20 protein-coding genes are annotated in these 15,936 nt (G+C 64.0%); 5 read left to right on the top strand and 15 right to left on the bottom strand.

All coding sequences use genetic code 11. The features are described from left to right. Window positions 1-44: 44 nt before the first annotated feature. The 3 genes from HU752_RS19150 (at window position 45) to HU752_RS19140 (ending at window position 1,944) form a co-directional block, all read left to right on the top strand. Window positions 45-254, top strand: coding sequence for a hypothetical protein (locus HU752_RS19150; protein WP_026145362.1), 210 nt, complete (start codon window positions 45-47; stop codon window positions 252-254). 32 nt (window positions 255-286) lie between these two features. After that, entirely contained in the window at window positions 287-448 is a 162-nt protein-coding gene (locus tag HU752_RS19145) for a hypothetical protein (RefSeq protein WP_186679357.1), read from the top strand. Window positions 449-759: 311 nt separating this feature from the next. Next, complete coding sequence (locus HU752_RS19140) at window positions 760-1,944, top strand: sugar transporter (protein WP_186679360.1); 1,185 nt, start codon at window positions 760-762, stop codon at window positions 1,942-1,944. Between the two features lie 50 nt (window positions 1,945-1,994). On the opposite strand, the gene HU752_RS19135 is transcribed toward HU752_RS19140, so the two are convergent. Together HU752_RS19135 and HU752_RS19130 are read right to left on the bottom strand one after the other, a co-directional pair. After that, a complete protein-coding gene (locus tag HU752_RS19135) occupies window positions 1,995-2,525 on the bottom strand; it encodes a nucleotidyltransferase family protein (RefSeq protein ID WP_186679597.1) in 531 nt (176 codons plus the stop codon). 18 nt (window positions 2,526-2,543) lie between these two features. Beyond that, on the bottom strand, window positions 2,544-3,527 hold the full coding sequence (locus HU752_RS19130) for an MORN repeat-containing protein (protein ID WP_217838492.1): 984 nt from the start codon (window positions 3,525-3,527) through the stop codon (window positions 2,544-2,546). Between the two features lie 187 nt (window positions 3,528-3,714). Between HU752_RS19130 and HU752_RS19125 the strand changes: the two genes are divergently transcribed. Then, window positions 3,715-4,062 (top strand): BON domain-containing protein, encoded by a 348-nt coding sequence (locus tag HU752_RS19125; protein WP_186679365.1) that lies wholly within the window; start codon window positions 3,715-3,717, stop codon window positions 4,060-4,062. Window positions 4,063-4,083: 21 nt separating this feature from the next. Here HU752_RS19125 and HU752_RS19120 read toward each other — a convergent pair whose 3' ends face one another. The 7 genes from HU752_RS19120 to HU752_RS19090 form a co-directional block, all read right to left on the bottom strand. After that, the gene (locus tag HU752_RS19120) at window positions 4,084-5,055 is read right to left on the bottom strand and encodes an ABC transporter ATP-binding protein (protein WP_186679368.1); all 972 of its coding nucleotides are present in this window, start codon (window positions 5,053-5,055) and stop codon (window positions 4,084-4,086) included. Then, window positions 5,052-6,050, bottom strand: a complete 999-nt coding sequence (locus tag HU752_RS19115) for an ABC transporter ATP-binding protein (RefSeq protein WP_186679371.1) — start codon at window positions 6,048-6,050, stop codon at window positions 5,052-5,054. The genes HU752_RS19120 and HU752_RS19115 overlap by 4 nt, the downstream gene beginning before the upstream one ends. Continuing rightward, a complete protein-coding gene (gene ddpC / locus HU752_RS19110; protein WP_186679374.1) occupies window positions 6,047-6,928 on the bottom strand; it encodes a D,D-dipeptide ABC transporter permease in 882 nt (293 codons plus the stop codon). Before ddpC ends, HU752_RS19115 begins: the two co-directional genes overlap by 4 nt. Before the next feature lies 1 nt (window position 6,929). Further along, on the bottom strand, window positions 6,930-7,946 hold the full coding sequence (locus HU752_RS19105; protein ID WP_186679376.1) for an ABC transporter permease: 1,017 nt from the start codon (window positions 7,944-7,946) through the stop codon (window positions 6,930-6,932). A gap of 70 nt (window positions 7,947-8,016) precedes the next feature. After that, window positions 8,017-9,597: an ABC transporter substrate-binding protein gene (locus HU752_RS19100; RefSeq protein ID WP_186679379.1), complete on the bottom strand. Its 1,581-nt coding sequence runs from the start codon at window positions 9,595-9,597 to the stop codon at window positions 8,017-8,019. Window positions 9,598-9,791: 194 nt separating this feature from the next. Continuing rightward, entirely contained in the window at window positions 9,792-10,331 is a 540-nt protein-coding gene (gene ddpX / locus HU752_RS19095; protein ID WP_186679384.1) for a D-alanyl-D-alanine dipeptidase, read from the bottom strand. A gap of 35 nt (window positions 10,332-10,366) precedes the next feature. After that, entirely contained in the window at window positions 10,367-11,227 is an 861-nt protein-coding gene (locus HU752_RS19090) for a MurR/RpiR family transcriptional regulator (RefSeq protein ID WP_186679387.1), read from the bottom strand. Window positions 11,228-11,469: 242 nt separating this feature from the next. On the opposite strand from HU752_RS19090, the gene HU752_RS19085 reads away from it, so the two are divergent. Then, entirely contained in the window at window positions 11,470-11,913 is a 444-nt protein-coding gene (locus HU752_RS19085; RefSeq protein ID WP_186679389.1) for a CopD family copper resistance protein, read from the top strand. A 38-nt stretch (window positions 11,914-11,951) separates the two neighbouring features. Here HU752_RS19085 and cobA read toward each other — a convergent pair whose 3' ends face one another. The 6 genes from cobA to HU752_RS19055 form a co-directional block, all read right to left on the bottom strand. Continuing rightward, window positions 11,952-12,779, bottom strand: a complete 828-nt coding sequence (gene cobA / locus HU752_RS19080; protein ID WP_186679392.1) for a uroporphyrinogen-III C-methyltransferase — start codon at window positions 12,777-12,779, stop codon at window positions 11,952-11,954. Between the two features lie 69 nt (window positions 12,780-12,848). Next, window positions 12,849-14,027 carry a heme d1 biosynthesis radical SAM protein NirJ gene (gene nirJ / locus HU752_RS19075; RefSeq protein ID WP_186679395.1) on the bottom strand — a complete coding sequence of 393 codons (1,179 nt, stop codon included), beginning with the start codon at window positions 14,025-14,027 and terminating at the stop codon, window positions 12,849-12,851. Window positions 14,028-14,053: 26 nt separating this feature from the next. Next, entirely contained in the window at window positions 14,054-14,557 is a 504-nt protein-coding gene (gene ahbB, locus HU752_RS19070) for a siroheme decarboxylase subunit beta (protein WP_186679398.1), read from the bottom strand. Then, window positions 14,532-14,975 (bottom strand): Lrp/AsnC family transcriptional regulator, encoded by a 444-nt coding sequence (locus tag HU752_RS19065; protein WP_186679400.1) that lies wholly within the window; start codon window positions 14,973-14,975, stop codon window positions 14,532-14,534. Before HU752_RS19065 ends, ahbB (HU752_RS19070) begins: the two co-directional genes overlap by 26 nt. Next, complete coding sequence (gene ahbB / locus HU752_RS19060) at window positions 14,968-15,480, bottom strand: siroheme decarboxylase subunit beta (protein WP_186679402.1); 513 nt, start codon at window positions 15,478-15,480, stop codon at window positions 14,968-14,970. Before ahbB (HU752_RS19060) ends, HU752_RS19065 begins: the two co-directional genes overlap by 8 nt. Next, entirely contained in the window at window positions 15,477-15,935 is a 459-nt protein-coding gene (locus tag HU752_RS19055) for an Lrp/AsnC family transcriptional regulator (RefSeq protein WP_186679403.1), read from the bottom strand. Before HU752_RS19055 ends, ahbB (HU752_RS19060) begins: the two co-directional genes overlap by 4 nt. Window position 15,936: the final 1 nt, after the last annotated feature.

Genomic DNA, 15,936 nt, shown 5'->3' with positions numbered 1-15,936 from the left:
GGCATGGTAAAAAACTCCATCCCTCCTCAATCGAAGTTCGAAAAATGCCCAAGACACAGCTGGCAGGTAGCTCGGCAGCGACAGCGGCCGATATCGAAAAGTCGATCCAGGCCCTGAACAAAATGGCGGAACGCCTTTGGGGTGATGGCCGGGAGGCGGAAGCCCAGGCACTGCTCAATGCCTTGGACGCCTTGAATCGCGCATTGGACCGGATTCGCATCGGTCAGAGCCGTCGCGCGGCGACGCTTCACTGAAAGCAGGATGCACCTGGCGCTACAGAACGCACATGAATGACCTCCTTGATCTGATCGCTGGCATCCTGAATCTGCCGGATGGTTCAAACCACCGCCGAAAGCGCGTGTTTTCGCCGGGGTTCCTGATCTTCGCGGCAGGCGTGGCGTTTGTGGAACTGTTGCTGCTCAATGCTTGGTACACAGCAGGTGCTTGAATGCTGTCTTATTGAGAGTGCTGGCGATTGCCGGCAGGGCACTAAACCCCTTGCTTTCATGAAGAGCCTGCATAACGAAAAACGCAACAACCACGCCTAGCTCGCGTGTTGTCATATCCCCTGGACATCACACCTGCTATGTTTCAACGTGACCTGGGCAGGCTCGCAACTTTTCAACAGTCGAGCGGCTCCAAGGAGCGACACGTTCACCCAGTGCTTGAGCCATTTCACCTTCACCTGCTTTTTCCTCGGGCACCCGGCCCCTGAGCCGTCGGTGGTCCGATCCTCGATAGCGTAAGACGGATTTGCAAATGACAACCCCAGCAACTGAAAACACGGGCAACTGGCAACAGGTGATCGCGTTGGCCCTGGCCGCCTTTGTCTTCAACACCACCGAGTTCGTGCCGGTCGGGCTGTTGAGTGCCATCGGCGAGAGCTTCGACATGTCGAGCGCCCAGGTTGGCCTGATGTTGACGATCTACGCCTGGGTGGTGTCGCTGACCTCGCTGCCGATGATGCTGCTGACCCGCAACGTCGAGCGACGCAAGTTGCTGATGGTGCTGTTCGGGTTGTTCATCGCCAGCCATGTGCTGTCCAGCATCGCCAGCAGCTTCGGCATTCTGCTGGTGAGCCGGATCGGCATTGCGCTGGCCCATGCATTGTTCTGGTCCATCACCGCGTCCCTGGCAGTGCGGGTGGCGCCCGCTGGCAAGCAGGTGCAGGCGCTGGGGCTATTGTCGACGGGGACGTCCATGGCGATGGTCCTCGGCATCCCGCTGGGCCGGCTGCTGGGCGAAGCCATGGGCTGGCGCACGACGTTCCTGGTGATCGCCGTATTGGCCGCCGGCCTGGTGCTCTGGCTGGGGAAAACCCTGCCGTTGCTGCCGAGCCAGAACTCGGGTTCGCTCAGAAGCCTGCCGGTGCTGTTCAAGCGCCCGGCACTGGTGGCGGTCTACTGCCTGACGGCGTCGGTGATCACCGCGCAGTTCACCGCCTACAGCTATGTCGAGCCGTTCATCAAAACCGTGGCGGGCCTGAGCGGTGAGGTGGTGACCCTGATCCTGTTGCTGTTCGGCGGCGCCGGTATCCTGGGCTCGTGGCTGTTCAGCAAGTTCAACCGGCAGTACCCGCAGCCATTCCTGTTGGCGGTGACTTCGTTGCTGACGGTCTGCCTGCTCCTGCTGCTGCCCTTGAGTGGCAATGTGTCGGCGTTGAGTGTGCTGAGCGTCTTCTGGGGCATCGCCATCATGGGCTTTGGCCTGTCGCTGCAGCGCAAGGTGCTGGAGTTGGCGCCGGACGCCACCGACGTGGCCATGGCGATGTTTTCGGGGATCTACAACATCGGTATCGGCGGCGGGGCACTGGTAGGGAGCTGGGTAGGGCGTCAGCTCGGTTTTTCCTATATCGGCGTGATCGGCGGTGCGCTGGCCGGTGTGGCGTTGGCGCTTTATTGCCTGTCGCTGTACCGTCATTCGCGCAGCGGTGCGCAGGTCTAGCCCCTGTTGTCAGTGAAGCCGGATGGGCTCGAATCCAGCTTGAGTAATGGCTAGGTTGCCAGCCAGTTCTTGGCACTGAAGCGGTCCTGGAAGATGTCCAGTTTCTCAGTGCTGAAGCGCGGCGTGGGCCTGATGATCAAGCGAAAAAGATCATCGAGCCCCAGCGGCGCTGCGACTTCGCACGTATCCCCCGGCCCGAGCCTGACCGCGACTGCGGTGGCTGTCTCCGGCCAATAGCGCATGGCGTCGTTGCTGGACAGATAGGGTCGGTCGCCATTGCGCGTGTGCATGCGCGCCTGGTTCTTTACTGACCACTGTACTGTCGGGTCCAGCTGTTGCAATGCTGCCTGCGCCGCATGATCGTACGAAGCCGCGCAACGCTGCGGGTCAAACCAGATCACGTCGACATCCGTACTCAGGGGCGATACGTTGCGGCCGTGCAGATGGTCCCAGATCGCATTCCTGACGAAGCCGGCGCCGATCCAGCAGTCGGGTAGCCCCAGGAAGTGGACGAGGTGAAGCAGGCGCCAGCGTATGGGATCACCACTAATGATCTGCTGAACTACAGAGAGATTTTCGATCGCCTTTCCCCGACGGCTTCATCCACACGCCCCCCGCATCGTCTCCTCGCTCTCACGCTGCAGCCTCTCGCCCTCGGCGCGCAGTTGCTGCCAGTTGGGTGTGCCCTGGCACTGTTCGGCTACGCGCACCGTGATCTCGCTCATCTTGTGCGTCTGCCGGGCAGAGAGACAGATGCCAGGATTGCCCTGGAGCTGCTGGGTCAAGCGATTGTGATAGGCTTTGCCCTTGCGCTCCGCAGCCTCGCAGCCACCGGAAAGATCCACGGCGGCAACCTCGGCCGAAATCTTGCCGCGCCCGTTGTTGGCACTCCGTGTATAGGCGGTGTTGTCATAGGACGCCCCGGCACCTGATCCATTTGTCCCGCCGGCCTGGCTCAAGGTATTGCCCAGGGCGCTGAGCTGCGCGGCACGGGCCGGGTTGCTGCCGGCCATGCCTTGGCCGACGCCACTGCTCAAGGCGCCGAGCATGTTCAATGCCGTGCCGATGCCCGAATCGGAATCTGCATCATCTGTGCTGGAGCTGGCACTGACGGGAGGTGCAGTGGGGGACGGTGTATCGCTGGCGACCAGCGCGCTGTTCTTGAATACACCACTACGCACCGAGCCATCCGGGGCGCGCATGCTGCCTCGGCCGGTAAGCGTGCCATTGAGCAACTGTCCCTCGTAGTGATAACCCTCGGCCCACTGGATGATGGCCGGGCCGTTGAAGGAGCCCTGGACCATGGTGCCCTCGGTCGTCGAGAAGACCTGACCATTGACCAGCGAAATCAGCACGCCTTTGCCGGATGCAAAGCCCTTGTCGCATTGTCCGGACCAGATGTAGCCGGGATTGGCACGATGGGCGTTCCAGTTCTGTACCTGGCAACCCTTGTCGGTTTTGGCGAGTCGATGGCCATGCAGGGACCGGCCGTTATGGAAAGGGCCAGCAGAGCCGACAGGTGGAGTGGCTTCATGTTCATGTACCGCGAGAGAGAAGGGGGCGGATGAACGATAGTGGCTCATTGATATTGCTGCCACAGGCATGAAGCATTTCAGACGGACTGTCACCTGGCGACCGCCTGCCCAGTGGAGACGTGGCCCTCGAGGCCGCGAGCTATACTGGTTGAGTGTCGGTGCGACTGCGGCGCGTACTCCACAACCGCACACTGGGCATGAACAGTACGTCTGAAGACCGACAGAGGGTTCTGCCATGAAACAACCGTCCCTGCAGCATCTATCCCATGACCTGGGCATGGCCGTGCATGACACCTGGACCACTGCGCGGGTCAAGTCCGCCCTGGCCATGGCGGACTCGGCGCAAAGTCTGCATATCCATGTGAAGACCCATGCCGGCACGGTGACGCTGAGCGGCCGGGTCATGAATCACCGGCAATATGAGCAGGTCGTCGAACGGGTCCGCGCCGTGCCAGGTGTGCTCGATATCGACGCCCATGAACTGCTGACCCACGTGTTCATGCCCAGCGCCTCGATGCAGCCACCTAGCGCGGAGGAGAGTGCCGAGTACCGCTCGCCGATGCCTCCCCACAAGGATGAATGAGTGACTCGCGGCAGGGGCCGTTCAGCGCTGGATGTGGCACCTGACCCGCTGGTTTTCCGGGCCGACCATGACCTGGGGTTTCTCACAACCCACCGTGCAGAGCTGGCAGCGCTCTCGGAAGAAACACCCCTGCGGCAGGTGCCGGTTGCCCGGCAGTTCGGTCGGTGCGGCCACCTGGTCGGCCTGCAGCGGCACGCCCAGGCGCGGCACCGCTTCGAACAGCAGGCGGGTGTACGGATGCAGTGGCGTGTCCAGCACCTGGGCGGCGCTGCCCAGCTCGACGATCTGCCCCAGGTACATCACCGCGACCCGATCGGCCATGTGCCGCACCACCGAGACGTTGTGCGAGATCAGGATGTAGGTCAGCTTGCGCGCGCGCTGCAGTTCGGCCAGCAGGTTGAGGATCTGCGCCTGTACCGAAATATCCAGCGCGGAGGTCGGCTCGTCGAGGACGATGATGTCCGGGTCCGATGACAGGGCCCGGGCGATCGCGATCCGCTGGCGCTGGCCGCCGGAGAACTGGTGCGGGAAGCGATCCAGGTACTCCGGGCGTATGCCTACCTGGGAGGCGACCTTGGCAGCAATCTCGCGCATCTGCTCGCGGGACTTGTGGCCGCGGGCGTAGAGCGGTTCGGTGATGATGCGCCAGATCGGCAGGCGCGGATCAAGGGATGATTGCGGGTCCTGGAAGACGATCTGCACATTGTTGCCGGTCTTGCCACTGCCCTGTGCGGCCCACTTCAGGGCGCCGCTGCTGGGGGCGATCAGGCCCATCAGCAACTGGGCCAGGGTGCTCTTGCCGCAACCGGACTCACCGACGATGCCCAGGGTTTCGCCGGCACGGACTTGCAGGTCGATGCCGTTCAGGGCATGGGCATAGCCTCGTGGCCGTCCAAACCAGTCGTTGCCCACCGGGAAGCGTACGCGGACATCGTCGAGCCGCAGGATTTCGGCTGCCGTTTCCGGCCGCGGATGAATGACGGCACTGTTCATTGCGACAGCTCCTTGGTCGGCAGCCAGCAGGCGCTCTTGCGTTGCTCGTTGCCGTTGATGGGGGTGAGGGACGGACGCTGGGCGCAGGCGGGCATGCGGTGCGGGCAGCGTTCGCCGAAGGTGCAGCCCTCGGGCAGGGCGGCCAGGTTCGGCACTTGCCCGGGAATGGTCTGCAGCGGCTGGCCTGGCTCGACCATCTCCGGCAGGCCGCTGAGCAGGCCGCGGGTGTAGGGGTGCTGCGGATTGCCCATCACGTCGGCCGTGCTGCCCTGTTCGACCACGGCCCCGGTGTACATCACGTAGACCCGGTCGCAGAACTGCGAGACCAACGCCATGTCGTGGGTGATCAGCAGGATTGCGGTGCCTTTCTGCCGGGCTTTCTCGCGCAGCAACAGCAACACCTGGCGTTGCACGGTCACGTCCAGGGCAGTGGTCGGCTCGTCGGCGATCAGCAGCTGCGGTTCGCAGGAGAATGCCAGGGCGATCATCACCCGCTGGCGCATGCCGCCGGACAGTTCGAAAGGGTAGGCGTCCAGCACCTGCTCGGGGCTGGCAATGTGCATGTCGCGCAGCAGGGCGATGGCCTTCTGGCGGGCTTGGGCGGCGCTGATCTTCTGGTGATGGATAATCACGTCGAGCATCTGTCGACCGATGCGCCGGGTCGGGTTCAGGGCGGTCATCGGTTCCTGGAAGATCATCGCCGCATCACGACCGCGAATGTGCAGCAGGTCCTTTTCGCTGGCCGCGAGCATGTCGCGATCGAGCATGCTCAGGCTGCCGGCGGTGATGCGATAGCTGCGCTCGGGCAGCAGGCGCATGCTGAGCATGGCGGTGACCGACTTGCCCGAGCCGGACTCGCCGACCACGCCGACGATCTCGCCGGGATTGACGTGCAGGGAGACGCCGTTGAGCGCCTTGACGTTGTTCTTGTAGGCCGGGAATTCCAGGCTCAGGTTGTCGATGGCCAGGACGGGTGTGGCGGTGCTCATGGTCATTTCCCCTGTTGCCGTGGGTCGAGCAGATCGCGTACGCCATCGCCCAGCAGGTTGAAGCCGGTGGCGGTGATCAGGATCGCCAGGCCCGGAAAGGTCGAATACCACCAGTTGTCGAGGATGTAGTTGCGCCCGGTGGCGACCATCGCGCCCCATTCGGCGGTCGGTTGCTGGGCACCGAGGCCGATGAAGCCCAGGGCCGAGGCCATGAGGATGGCGCTGCCGATATCCAGGCTCAGTTGCACCAGCAACGGCGGCATGGCGTTGCGTGCCACGTGCCAGTGGACCATGTGCCAGCGCCCGGCACCGAAGGTCTGCGCGGCCTTGACGTAGCCCATCTGGCGGATGCTCAGGGCCTGGCCGCGGGCCAGGCGCACATAGGACGGGATCCGCACCAGGGTGATCGCCAGCATGGCATTGAACAGGCTGGCGCCGAGGGCGGCGGCCAGGGCCATGATCAGTACCAGAGAAGGGACCGACAGCATGATGTCCATCAGGCGCATGACCAGGGCGTCGAAGCGTCCGCCAATCACCCCGGAGAAGCAGCCCAGCAGGCCACCGATCAGGCACGAGGCAAAGGCCACGAACAGGCCGACACCGACCGATTGCTGACTGCCGAACAGCACGCGGCTGAAGATGTCCCGGCCGACTTCATCGGTGCCGAACCAGTGCTCGGCCGAGGGTTCTGCCAGGCGCTCGGCCAGGTTCAGCGCATTGGGGTCGTGGCTGGCGAGCCACGGCGCGAAGATCATGCACAACAGCACGATGGAGGTGATCGCCAGGCCCGCCAGGGTCAGTGGACTACGGCGGATCTGGTAGGCCAGGTAGGCGAACTTGTCGCCCCAGCGCGGGGTGCGGGTTGCACTCAAGGGTACGGACATTTCAGCTCACCTCGCCGATGCGTGGGTCGATCACGCGGTACAGAAGATCGATGGCCATGTTCAGCAGCACATAGATGAAGGACACCAGGATCGCGAAGCCCATCACCGCCGGGAAATCCAGCGACTGGATCGACTTGACCACGTAGGCGCCCATGCCGGGCCAGGCGAAGACGGTTTCGGTCAGCACCGCGCCATACAGCAGGTCGCCGAGCGTCAGGCCGAGCACGGTGACCGATGGGATCAAGGCATTGGGCAGCGCGTGGCGCAGGATCACCGTCCAGCGCGACAGGCCGTAGGCCCGTGCGGTGCGGATGTAGTCCTCGCCCAGTTGATCGAGCATGGCCGAACGGATCTGCCGGGCGACTACGCCCAGGGTCACGAAACCGAGGGTGGCGGCGGGCAGGATCAGGTGTTGCAGCACATCGACGAACAGGGTGCCGTCGCCGGCAAGCAGTGAGTCGATCAGGTAGAAACCGGTGAAGGTCGGCGGCGGTGTCAGCCCTTCCGATAGACGACCGCCCCCCGGCAGCCAACCCAGTTGGCCGTAGAACAGCACGATGGTGCCCAGGCCCAGCCAGAACGCCGGTGTGGAAATGCCGGTCACCGCCAGGGTGCGGGCGATCTGGTCGATGGCACGGTTGTGATACACCGCCGAGAGTACGCCCAGCGGCACGCCGACGAGAATCGCCAGCAGCAGCGCCACCAGGGCCAGTTCCAGGGTGGCGGGGAAGAACGCCTGCAGGTCTTCGAGCACCGGCCGGTTGGTACGGATCGAGATGCCGAGGTCACCGTGCAGCAGGTCCATCAGGTAGCGGCCGTATTGTTGATACAGCGGCAGGTCCAGCCCCAACTGGTGGCGGATGCCGGCCACCAGTTCATCGCTGGCGCGGTCGCCGGCGATCAGCCGGGCCGGGTCACCGGGAATCAGGTGGGAAATTGCGAATGTAATCAGCGAAACACCGAACACGACCAATACCAGGCCGAGCAGGCGCTTGCGCAACAGAGTCAGGAAGGCCATCTGGCACCTCAGTCACACGAACGACGGGAACGCCGCGCCCGCCGCGAACGGCCGGCGCGGGCGAGCAGGCTTACTTGCTCATGCTGCCCAGGTTGAAGACCTGTTCGAGCATCGGGTTGAACACGTAGCCCTTGACCGAATCACGCATCGGCAGGGTGTAGCTCTTCTGGTAGAGATAGGCGTAGACGCTGTCCTTGAGCACCTTCTTCTGCGCGGTCTGGTACAGCTCGACGCGCTTGGCGGTGTCGCTGGTGGCCGCTGCCTCACGAATCAGCTGGTCGACTTCCGGGTTGCTGTAGAACGAGCGGTTACCCTGCAGGCCCTGCATCTTGGAGTCGAACCAGAAGTTCATGAACATGTACGGATCGGCGAAGTCGGGGCTCCAGGCGCCGGCGGCGATGTCGTAGTCGGCCTGGCCGACGCGCTCGCGCAGGGTTGCGTTGGCGAGTTTTTCCAGCTTGAGGTTGACCCCCAGAGGGGCCAGTGCCGCTTGCAGCGTCAGGCCGATCGGTTCCCAGTTCGGGTCCTTGTCGGAGTACAGGTAGCTGAGGGTGGTGACCTTCTGCGGTGCCTTGGCCAGGCTCTCCTTGGCCGCGGCCAGGTCCTGCTTCATCGCCGGCAGGGAGCTGTCGTAGGCCCACATGCCATCCGGGATCGGGCCGTTCATCAGCTTGGCCTTGTCCTTGAGGATGCCCTTGACGATACCGCTGTAGTCCACCGCCTCGGTGATGCCGCGGCGGGCGTCGACGCTGGTCAGCGGGCCCTTCTTGTTGTTCAGGTACAGGTAGGTCACGCGCAGCGACGGGAACTCCCGTACCGCCACCCCGGACTTCTTGGCGAGTACGTTGAGTTGGTCTTCGGGCATGTCCTCGATGATGTCCAGGTCGCCTTTTTCCAGCTGCAGGCGACGCACCGACGGCTCGGCGATGATCTTGATGATCACGCTCTTCAGGGCCGGCTTGGCCCCGGCGTAATAGCTGTTGGGCTCCAGGGTCAGCGACTGGCCCTTCTGCCAGTTGCTCAGGCGGAAGGGGCCGGAGCCTGCGGTGTGGCTGGACAGCCAGGCGTTGACGTCGCTGCTCTTGTTCACCACATCCGGGTTGATGATCGAGGCGCCGTTGTGGGCCAGGGTGAACAGGAATGGCGCGAACGGTGTCTTGAGGGCGAAACGGATGGTCTGCGGGTCGACCACCGAGACCACCATGTCCTCGGGGAAGGCCCCGGACGGCCCCTGCTTGAGGGTCATCAGGCGGTCGAAGGAAAACTTCACGGCCGCAGCGTCCACCGGTGCGCCGTCATCGAATTTGTTGCCGGTCTTGAGCTTGAACTCCCAGACCAGGTTGTCGGGGGAGACGGTCCAGCTGTCGGCCAGGTCGCCCTGGACTTCGGTGCTGCTCTTGTCGCCTTCGACCTTGTAGCCAACCAGGCGCTGGTAGGACGGGTAGGTGATGGTCCAGTCGTTGTTGTCGAAGGTCACCGCCGGGTCGAGGGTCTGTGGATCGGCGGGCTTGCCGATGACCAGCGTGTCGGGTGGCGTTGCTGCGGTGGCGGCCTGCCAGGCGCCGAGGCTCAGGGCGCTGCACAGCAGGGTCAGCAGCAGCTTGCCGGTGCCGGGGGCGGTCTTGCGGGTCACGGTGTCGATAGGGTTCATGCCGGTTTCCTTGATCATTCGATGTATGGAAGTTCGTCAGGTTTTTTATAAAAGCTATAACCGGGCAGTTGCAGGTGAAGCGTAAGTAGCGCGGGTTATTGTTGTTCTCAGCCCCTTTGAAGCGGCTGTGCGGTGTGGCGTTCGAGGCTCTCTGGCCGCGTTGGTATCGGGTGGAGCGGTTCCTGGGCGCTTGTCTATGCGTCCTCCAGCAGGGGGTAGTCGTCGGCATTGGGCAGCTCGTAATGCCACCACTCGGTGGCGATGGCCTGGAACCCGGCGGCGAGCATCACGCCGAGCAACAGCAGGCGATTGCGCTGCACCGGGGCGGGCAGGTCGGGGTAGAACTGATGGGAGCGTTCCTCCATGGTGTCGAAGGCACTGCCCATGTCCAATGGCTGGTTGTCATGGCCTACCAGGGTCAGGTCGACGGCCACGCCACGGCTGTGGTGCGAGCCCAGGTGCGGATCGCGTACGTAGTCGTTGTTCGGCAATGCCTCCCACAGCAGGTGCTGGGCATAGGGTGGGCGATAGGCGTCATAGATGCGCAGGGTGTAGCCGGCCTGGCGGGCCAGCCGGCTGGCCAGCGCCAGGCGCTCGGCCGCCTCGCGGTGCAGTTGGCAGCGGGCGTCGGGGTAGATGACTTTCCCGGCCAGGTTGTCCGCGCTGGCGTAGATCATGTCGATCTGCACCTGGTAGCGCTGGGCATCGATCTCTACAAGGGGGTTGCTGTTCACACAAACACTCCGGTTGGGACTTGCTGGGTGTTGAATCAACCTTCGAACTGGCCGAAGGCTTTCTGCAGTTGGCGGTTCCTGGCCAGGCGTTCGTCGAGACGATCGCCATACTTCTCCGCCACTGCCGACACCACCAGGTTGAGCAGGCAGGTCAGCGGGGCAGGGGAGTCCCAGAACTGGCCGACATCGGTTTTCAGTTGCAGCAGGTCCAGCTCATGGTCCCGGGCCCAGGGGCACTGCAGGTCGGTGATCAGCGCCAGCGGCAGCTGGTTGTCCCGCGCCACCTGGCAGAAGGTCTGGGCCACACTGGAATAGGCGCGGAAGTCGGCGATGATCGCGTAGGGATTGGCAAAGCCCGAGTTCAGCGTCTCGGCGTAGATGCCCGAGAGACCGTCGACGTAGTAGACCTTGGGGCGGATGTACTCGAGGTGACTGTGAAAGGCGGTGAGAATCCCGCGGGTCGACTGGATCCCCAGGATGAACACGGCGTCGGCCTCATGGATCCGCTGCACGATGCGGGCGAAAGCCTCGCTGCGGGCCAGGCCATAGGCGTGCTGGATGGCCTCGATTTCGCGGTGCATGGAGCGGTCGAGGGCGTCTTCCTGATTGGACTCGGCACGAAACGCGCCAATGCGGTCGGTGATCAGCCAGGACGCCGGCGCTTCGCCGCGCAGGCTCTTCTTCACGTCATCGATGTTCTGGTAACCCAGCGAACGCAGGAAACGCCCCACGGAGATGCCGGTGGTAGAGGCGTGCTGGGCGATGCTGTCGGCCGATTCGAACGGCAGTTGCTCGGGGTTGCCCAGCAGGTAGCTGGCGATGCGCTTGCCGGTCGGGGTCAGGCTGGAGAACTGTTGCTCCAGTTGCTGCAGAAAGCTGTTTTTTTCCGTGGGCATGTCGGCGGGCCAGCGTTGTGATTGTTATTCGAGTGTCATTTGTCGTTTTCGTGTTACGAACATAACATTGCTTTTCGAGATAGCACAATGCCTTTTTTCCGGCTGAGGCCGGCGGGGCCTTCTGATGTGTTGATCGGCATCAACGGCGCAGGCGGGTGGGAGCGCTAGCCTGCCTGAAAGCCGGTGGCCCGTCTTGTCGACGGACCACTTCCCTTGCGCTTGCCGTCGAGATCCGGGAATTCATGGTCTACCCGCTGCTGCTCACCTTGCACCTGTTTGCCGCGCTGGTCTTCATCGGCACGGTGTTCTTCGAAGTCCTGTTTCTGGAGAACATCCGCCGACAGCTGCCGGCCAAGGTCATGCTGCTGCTCGAACAGGGTGTCGGTCGACGCGCCCGGGCATTGATGCCGGGAGTGCTGCTGGTGCTGTTCGGCGCGGGACTGGGCATGGTCTGGCTGCGCTATCTGCCGGTCCTCGAGCATCCGCTGGCGTCTTCCTTCGGCACCTTGCTCAGCTTGAAGATACTGCTGGCCTTCAGCGTGCTCGGGCATTTCCTGGTGGCGCTGTTCCTGCTCAGGAGCGAGCGCATGACCGCCCGCTACCAGCACTTCATCCACTACAGCGTGTTCACGCACATGGTGCTGATCGTGCTGCTGGCCAAGTGGATGTTCTACCTGAGTTGGTGAGCCGAGCGCAGCAGCCTCGGCTGGATAATCAGGAGGCGTTAGGGGTGATTCTGCCACGCCTGGCGGGGATGGACGCGCGCCGGGTACTCCAGACGCCGGCCTTCGAACAGGTCGACCACCTGGCCGATCACGGTCAGGGTCGGTATCCCGGGTGGGCAGTCACGCGCCAGCTCGGGCAATTGGTGCAAGCTGCCACGAACGACCTGCTGGTCGGGCAGGGTGCCGTTGCTGATCAGCGCCGCCGGTGTCTGGGCGGGCAAGCCGGCCTCGATCAGACGCTGCGCGATGACGTCCAGGTTGGACAGGCCCATGTAGAACACCAGGGTCTGGCTGCCGTCGGCCAGGCTGCTCCAAGGGAGTGACAGCGCGCTGTCTTTTTGCAGGTGGCCGGTGATGAAACGGCACGAATTGGCCAGGTCGCGATGGGTCAGGGCGATACCGGCGTACGCACTGCAGCCGGAAGCCGCGGTGATGCCGGGCACCACCTGGCAGGCGATGCCGCGCTGCAGCAGGTAGTCGAGTTCTTCGGCGCCACGGCCGAAGATGAACGGATCGCCACCCTTGAGGCGCACCACCCGTTGCCCTTGGCTGGCAAGTTCGGCGAGCAGTGCGTTGATCTGCTCCTGGGGCAGGCTATGGCAACCGTTGGCCTTGCCGACGTAGTGGCGGGCGCAGGTGAGGGGAATCAGGCCCAGCAGCGCGTGGCTGACGAGGCGGTCGTACACCACCGCATCGGCCTGCTGCAGCAGGCTCCAGGCCCGCAGGGTCAGCAGGCTCGGATCGCCGGGGCCGGCGCCGACCAGGGCGACTTCGCCTGGCCGCAATGACGACTCGAGCGTGGGCGGTAGAGTAATGGGTGCTGGCATGGGGGGTCCTTGGGCTTCATCAGGTTGGCCGGCAGCCGTGCTCTGTCGGACGGCTTGCCGGTGGACGGTTCAGTGCATGACGCAGGGAATGAGCGGCACGGGCTCAAGGCCGATCTCTTCATCGCTCAGGTGACAGCCGGGGTCCTGGCCCCAGAGGTCGCCCTCGGCCCAGGCGCGGGTACGGGTATTGCCGTTGCAGATCGATAGCCAGCGGCATTGCCCGCAACGGCCACCGATGCGACGTGGGTGTTCACGCAGGCGCTGCAGCAGGGCATCGGGCCGCTCCAGCCAGAGGGTGCGAAAGGGCGTGTGCCGTACGTTGCCCACCGAGTGCTGCCACCAGTAGGTATCCGGGTGGACTTCGCCGGTGTTGTCGATGTTGGCGATGCCACTGCCCGAAGCGTTGCCCCCCCAGGCCAGCAGCATCTCGCGTAGCACCTGATAGTGTTCCGGCAGGCGCCGGCCTACCCAGTGCAGCAGCAGAATGGCGTCGGCATCGTTGTTGCCGCTGACGAAGTCGCTGTCGCGGCCTTGCTGGATGTCTTCCCAGGCCCGTTCGAAGATCAGGTTCATGGCGTCGCGGCTCATCTGCAGATGGGCGTCGAGGCGGCGGCTGCGCCTGCCGCGGCCGCTGTAGTTGAGGTGCGACAGGTAGAATTTCTGCACGTCGTACTCGCGCATCAGGTCCAGCAGCTGCGGCAGTTGCGCATGATTGGCCTGGGTCAGGGTGGTGCGCAGCCCGACGCGAATGCCCTGCTCGCGACACAGCCGGATCGCCCGCATGGAGCTTGCGAAGCTGCCCTTGAGCTGGCGAAACGCATCATGGGTCTGCTCCAGGCCATCGATGCTGATCCCGACATAGTCGAAGTGGGCCTCGGCGATCTGCCCGATGTTGTGTTCATCGATCAGTGTGCCGTTGGTGGACAGGGCGACGAACAGACCTTTGCTGCGGGCATGGGCGCTGAGCTCGAACAGATCGTCGCGCAGCAGCGGTTCGCCGCCGGACAGGATCAGCACTTTCACGCCGGCCTGGTGCAGGTCATCGATCACCGCGCGTGCGGCGGCCGTATCCAGTTCATCGCGAAAGACGCTGTCGGCAGAGGTCGCATAGCAGTGCCGGCAGGTCAGGTTGCAGCGGCGCAGCAGATTCCAGATCACCACCGGCGGCCGCGGGCTGCCCGGTGGGCTGGTTCTGGGTGCGGCCCCCTGGTCGGCCAGGGCGCGCAGGTATTGGCTGATCCTCAACATGTCGGTCTCCTCGGCTCGGCGGGTGTTCAGCGTTGTACGGGCGGTAGCCGCAAGCCGGTCTTCTTCAGGATGCGGCTGCTCACCAGCATCTCGTCGGCCATACAGGCATCTCCCAGCAGGTCGCGCAGTTGCGTGCGATAAAGCTCGATCTCCTCGCGGCTGCGGCCATGGACCATGGCGAACAGGTTGTAGCGCCAGCCATCCTGGCGAGGGCGCCGGTAGCAGTGACTGACGAAGGGCTGTGCACCGATCAGCGCGCCGAGTCGCGGCATCTGCTCATCCTGCACGTCCCAGACCGTCATGCCGTTGTGGCGATAGCCCAGGCGGTAGTGATTCGGGACGGCGGCGATGCGCCGGATCGCCCCTTGGGCCTGCAGGCGACTGAGCAGGTCCAGCGTGACGTCGACGTTCAGTCCAAGCTGTTCGGCGAGCCAGGCCCAGGGGTCTTCCAGCAGGGGCAGGCCGGCCTGGGTCAGCTCGACCAGCCGTTGGGCCAGGACCGAGTCAGACCGGGAGATAGAGACCGACATGGTAGGTGTGCTCCTTGGGCAGGTTCAGTGGCGTCAGGCCGGTCAGGCTTTCGATCCGTTGCAGGGTTTCGGTGATGGCCTGTGGGGTCGGGCAGGCAAGGACGAACCACATGTTCCAGGCGTGTTCGCGTCGATAGTTGTGTGCCACGGCGGGCAGGGCGTGCAGTTGTTCGGCCACCGTGTCGAAGCGTTCTTCCGGCACCGCCAGCGCTGCCAGGGTGAACGCGCCACCCAGTTGTTCGATATCGAACATCGGGCCGAAGCGGCTGAGGGTGCCGTTGTCGAGCAACGCCTGGACGCGTTCGAGCAACTCGGCGCGGTGGCTGCCCAGTTCTTCGGCCAACGCCTGCCAGGGTTGGCGCACCAGCGGCAGGCCCCGTTGCAGGCGGTTGATCAGGCGGCGATCGAGCTCATCCATGGCGCGGCACTCGTGTCGAGGCAGTGAATCGCCCCCCGCACTGCTTGAAGGCCTGAGTGCTGAACAGCAGTTGATGGGGCAGGTCGCTCAACTGCTGCTCGTCGAGCAACGCCTGGATGTGCGCTTCGACCTGTTCGCGCTGGCGTCCGTGAATCATGCAGAACAGGTTGTAGCGCCACTGCGGCAAACGCCGTGGCCGTTGGTAGCACAGACTCACACCGGCGGCCCGGCCCAGGCGTCGACCGACTTCATCGACCAGGGCATCCGGGATGTCCAGTACCAGCATGGCGTTGGCGGTAAAGCCCAGGGCACGGTGATTGAGCACCAGGCCCAGGCGACGAAACAGACCCTGGGCCTGCCACGCCTGCATCTGCTCGAGCACCTGTTGTTCATCCGCTGCGATCCGTTCGGCGAGGGTGCGGTAGGGACGCGAGACCAACGGTAATCCGGCTTCCAGATGGCGACGTAACATCAGTGCCTGGACCGGGCTGAGAGCGGGCTTCATGGCGCGTCTCCCAGGGCGAAACCGAGGTCGATGCGGTAGGCAGTCAACATCGGCAGGTCCAGGGGCGCCAGACCGGTGTCCTGCTGGAGCTCATCGAGCACCCGGTCGAGATGCGGGCGATCCGGGCCGGTCAGCACGAACCACAGGTTGTAGGCATGCTCGCGGGCATAGTTGTGATTGACCTCGGGGTACTGACTGACGCGTTCGGCGACCTGCTGCAAGCGCTCGACAGGAACGGCGAGGGCGGCGAGGGTGCTGGCCCCGGCGCGGCTGTGTTCGAACACCGGGCCGATGCGCGATAGCTGGCCGCTGCGGTCCAGGTGCCGCAGGCATTCCAGCAACTGTTCCTCATCACAACCGAGGGTGCTGGCCATTTCCCGGTAGGGCTCCGGACACAGCGGCATGCCGTGCTGGAAGCGGTTCATTAATCGGCGAGCAAGCGAACCCATGTCCATC

This window comes from Pseudomonas vanderleydeniana (genome assembly GCF_014268755.2).
GTDB classification, from domain to species: domain Bacteria; phylum Pseudomonadota; class Gammaproteobacteria; order Pseudomonadales; family Pseudomonadaceae; genus Aquipseudomonas; species Aquipseudomonas vanderleydeniana.
The sequence above is the reverse complement of the archived record's forward strand: the minus strand, read 5'-3'. Positions and strand labels throughout refer to the sequence as shown.